General features: G+C 65.8%; 3 protein-coding genes. 1 reads left to right on the forward strand and 2 read right to left on the reverse strand.

What is annotated here, in order from left to right:
* Both WBF82_RS04930 and WBF82_RS04935 read right to left on the reverse strand, forming a co-directional pair.
* On the reverse strand, positions 1-842 hold an 842-nt coding region (locus tag WBF82_RS04930), incomplete at its 3' end, for an aconitase family protein (protein ID WP_424381977.1).
* Between the two features lie 50 nt (positions 843-892).
* Complete coding sequence (locus WBF82_RS04935; RefSeq protein WP_424381978.1) at positions 893-1612, reverse strand: LpqN/LpqT family lipoprotein; 720 nt, start codon at positions 1610-1612, stop codon at positions 893-895.
* Between the two features lie 257 nt (positions 1613-1869).
* On the opposite strand from WBF82_RS04935, the gene WBF82_RS04940 reads away from it, so the two are divergent.
* The coding region (locus tag WBF82_RS04940) for an ATP-binding protein (RefSeq protein WP_424381979.1) at positions 1870-4182 on the forward strand (2313 nt) is incomplete at its 3' end.

Raw genomic sequence — 4182 nt, forward strand, 5'->3', positions numbered from 1 at the left:
ACCGGCACGACGTTGCCCGGCGAGGACGGCTTGGCGATCAGCGGCTCGATCTCGGAGAGATCGATGGTCTCATCGACGTCATAGTCGGCATCGTCGTCAGCGACCAGTTCCACCCAGTCGTCCTCGCGGTCTTCGGAGCGCAGGAAGTCGCGGACCTCCTCGTCGCTCGGGAAAACCGTTGTGGTGGCGCCAAGTTCGGCCCCCATGTTGGCGATCACATGGCGATCCATCGCGGTCAGACTGGTCAGCCCCGGCCCGAAGTACTCGATGATCCGGTTCACCCCGCCCTTGACGTCGTGGCGGCGCAGCATCTCAAGAATGACGTCCTTGGCCGAACACCATTCCGGGAGTTCGCCTTCCAGTCGGACACCCCACACCTCGGGCATGCGGATGTGCAGCGGTCGTCCAGTGATGGCCAGCGCGACCTCCAGGCCACCCACGCCGATCGCCAGCATGCCCAGCGAACCCGCCGCCGGGGTATGCGAATCCGAGCCGACCATCGTCTTACCGGGAATCCCGAAACGCTGCATATGCGTTGGATGCGAAACCCCGTTACCGGGCTTGGAGAACCACAGACTGAATCGCTGGGCGGCGGTGCGCAGGTATTCGTGATCCTCGGCGTTCTTCTCGTCGGTCTGCAACAGGTTGTGGTCGACGTACTGCACGCTGACCTCGGTGCGGGCGCGATCGAGGCCAAGGGCCTCCAGCTCCTGCATCACCAATGTGCCGGTCGCGTCCTGAGTCAGCGTCTGATCGATGCGTATCGCGATCTCCTCCCCCGGTGTCATCTCGCCGGATTCCAGATGCGATTCGATCAGCTTGCGAGCGACATTGAGCGGCATGAGGCAGTGCGTACCCCGAAAGGTCAGCAGCCATGCGTTACGTGAGCGCGCTACACGGTGATCTTCGCTTGTTCGTCGATATTTATCGTCGCCGGTAATGCCTGTCCAATTTGGTCTTCGAGGCAATCGGCGTTGAGGCGCATCACGTAGAGGGCGTTGCCGGACGCGATGACGACCGTTTTCTGGGCTACCGCTTTCGTTTGGCCGCCGTCGACCCAGGTGCCGCCGAATTGGTAGGCGGGAAATCCGGCCAGGGTGGCGGCAGCGCCGTCGCCCATGGGCTTAAACCCGGGTAGGTTTTTCAGTTCGCCACCGGCGAGGTCGAGAATTTTCTGCTGGTCTGCATTGCCGGCGAGCTTCGTTACCGTCGCCACGATGCTGGGCGTGTATTTGGCGGCCTCCGGGCCGTTGTCGACGATGGCCCAGTACGCCCTCGCCGGGGTGTCGCGTCCGGCGTCGGCCCAGCCGTCTGCGATGGGCAGGTCAATCGTTGGCGCGCCGGGATCACCACGGTGGACCTGAGTTTCGGTGATGCCGTTCTGTTGGATGTAGCTGGCGACGGTGGGATTGGGACCCTGGACGCTGGGTCGTGGCGCCACCTTTGATTGCGGTTTAGCGGTGGTTGTTGTGGTTGTTTTGCCGGCGCTTGTCGCGGCTGAAGTCTTGTTCGACGAATTGTTGCTACCGGATGTCGAACCACATCCAACCAAGCCGATACCTAAAGCCACGATGGCGATCGCCACACCGTTGATTGCTGCCGTCCGCTTCATTTGAATAGTTCCTGTCGATTCAGACGGCACGATTGCGCGAATCTGTCGGCGCAGCATAGCCCGGATTGCGCCTTAACCCAGGGCGTTCCTCCGCGACGCGATCTCCCCAGGGCGATCGTCGCGACTTCCGACCTCGGTCGGGCGCGATCTACGCGTTTGTGCTGATGTTTTGCGGTTCCGGTGGCCGCATGCTGGCTAGCATGAGCGACATTGAGCCGTGCGCACCGACGCCGGTGCTGAATTGGAGCGAGCTGAGCGTGAGCGGGCTGCTGCCGACAGGCACCGTGACGTTGCTCTTGGCTGACGTCGAGGGCTCCACACGGCTGTGGGAAACCCGGCCCGACGAGATGACCGCGGCCATCGCCCGGCTACACCAGACGGTGTCGAAGACTATCGCCGAGCACGACGGCGTGCGGCCAGTCGAACAGGGTGAGGGTGACAGCTTTGTCGCGGCGTTCGCCCGGGCCTCGGATGCGGTGGCAGCCGCGTTGGAGTTGCAGCGTGCCCCGTTGGCCCCGGTCCGGTTGCGGATTGGCATCCATACCGGCGAAATCCAGCTGCGCGATGAAGGCAACTACGCCGGCCCGACGATCAACCGGACCGCGCGGCTGCGAGATCTGGGCCACGGCGGCCAGACCCTGCTATCGGGCGTCACTGAAGCCCTAGTGCTGGACCGGCTTCCCGACGATGCGTGGCTGACGGATATGGGCAGTCACCCGCTGCGCGACCTGCCCCGCCCCGAGCGGGTGGTGCAGCTGTGCCATCCGGACCTGGTCAACGAGTTCCCACCGCTGCGGGTGTCGAAAGCCGTTGTATCCCAGCACCTTCCGATACAGCTGACCAGTTTCGTGGGCCGCGACGCGGAGCTGACCCAGCTGCGGGAGCTGCTCGCCCAGAACCGACTGGTGACCCTGAGCGGCGCCGGTGGAGCGGGTAAGACCCGGCTAGCAATACAGCTCGCGGACCAGATGGCCGGCGAATTCGGCGCCGGCGTGTGGTATGTGGATCTGGCGCCCATCACCGATCCCGACGTGGTGCCGGTTGCGGTGGCGCGTGGGCTGGGTCTGCCCGACCAGCCCGGCCGTTCCACCATGGATACGCTGACCGGGTTTGTCGCCGACCGGCAGATGCTGGTGGTGCTGGACAACTGTGAACATTTGCTCGACGCGTGCGCCGATCTGGTCGTGGCTCTGCTCGGCACCGCCGCGGGGTTGACGATGTTGGCGACCAGCCGTGAGCCGATCGGTGTGGCCGGCGAAGTGAGCTGGCGGGTGCCCTCGCTGTCGCTTCTCGATGAAGCCATCGAACTGTTCACCGACCGGGCCCGCCGCGCTCGGCCCGACTTCGCCGTCAGCGACGACAACGCCGCAGTCGTGGCCGAAATCTGTGCGCGCCTCGATGGTTTGCCGCTGGCGATCGAGCTTGCGGCGGCGCGGGTGCGCGCCCTGTCGCTGGCCGAGATCCTCGACAGCCTGCATGACCGGTTCCGGCTGTTGACCGGCGGTGCGCGCACCGCGGTCCGCCGCCAGCAGACGCTGCACGCCTCGGTGGACTGGTCACACGCCCTTCTGACCGAACCGGAACGCGTCTTGTTTCGCCGGCTGGCCGCCTTTTTCGGCGGCTTCGACCTGCCCGCAGCCCAAGCGGTCGCCGGCGGTGGTGACGTGCAGCGCTTCCAGGTGCTGGACCTGCTCACCCTGCTGGTCGACAAGTCGCTGGTGGTCACAGACAACCGCGGGGCCCGAACCCGCTACCGGCTGCTGGAGACCGTGCGCCAGTACGCGCTGGAAAAACTCGGCGAGTCCGGCGAGGCCGATACCGTGCGGGCACGCCACCGCGACCACTACACGACGATGGCCGCGGTGCTTGACGCGCCGGCAGGCCGCGATTATGAACAGTGCCTCGAGCAGGCCAACATCGAGATCGACAACCTGCGCGCCGCGTTCGGGTGGAGCCGGGAAAACTCCGACATCGAGCAGGCGTTGGCGCTGGTGTCGTCGCTGCAGCCGCTCTGGGTGGCGCGGGGCCGCATCCGGGAAGGGCTGGCCTGGTTCGACGGCACCCTCGCCGATCTCGACGCGCACCAGTTGACGCCCGTGGTGCGGGCCCGGGCGCTCGCCGACAAGGCCGTTCTCGATACCTATTTGGGCGCCGCCGACAGCATGGACCGGGCCGAACAGGCAGTGGCGATCGCGCGAGACGTCGATGAACCGGCCCTGCTGGCCCGGACATTGACCGCCTACGGGTTTACCGCCAGCCTGGGCTATCACGCCGAGGTGGCTCGGGGATGCTTCGCCGAGGCAATCGGCTTGGCCCGTGCCGTGGACGATCAGTGGCGGTTAAGCCAGATCCTCGCCGAGCAGGCGCGGGGCGCCCACATCGCGGGTGACCTACTCGGGATACGCGCAGCCGCCGAAGAAGGACGCGACCTCGCCGACGCAATCGGCGACGGGTTCAACTCGCGTTTGTGTCGCTTTTACCTCGCGGGGATGCAGCTTTTCAGCGGTGATTTAGCCGGAGCCGCCGCACAGCTCGGCGAGGTGGCCGCCGAGGCCGAGGCGGCTCACGAC

The organism is Mycobacterium sp., assembly GCF_049673265.1.
Taxonomy (GTDB): domain Bacteria; phylum Actinomycetota; class Actinomycetes; order Mycobacteriales; family Mycobacteriaceae; genus Mycobacterium.

What these genes read in the sequence shown, in the direction of transcription:
- WBF82_RS04935 (WP_424381978.1), bottom strand. Translation starts at nt 1,612, where the DNA reads ATGAAGCGGACGGCAGCAATCAACGGTGTGGCGATCGCCATCGTGGCT.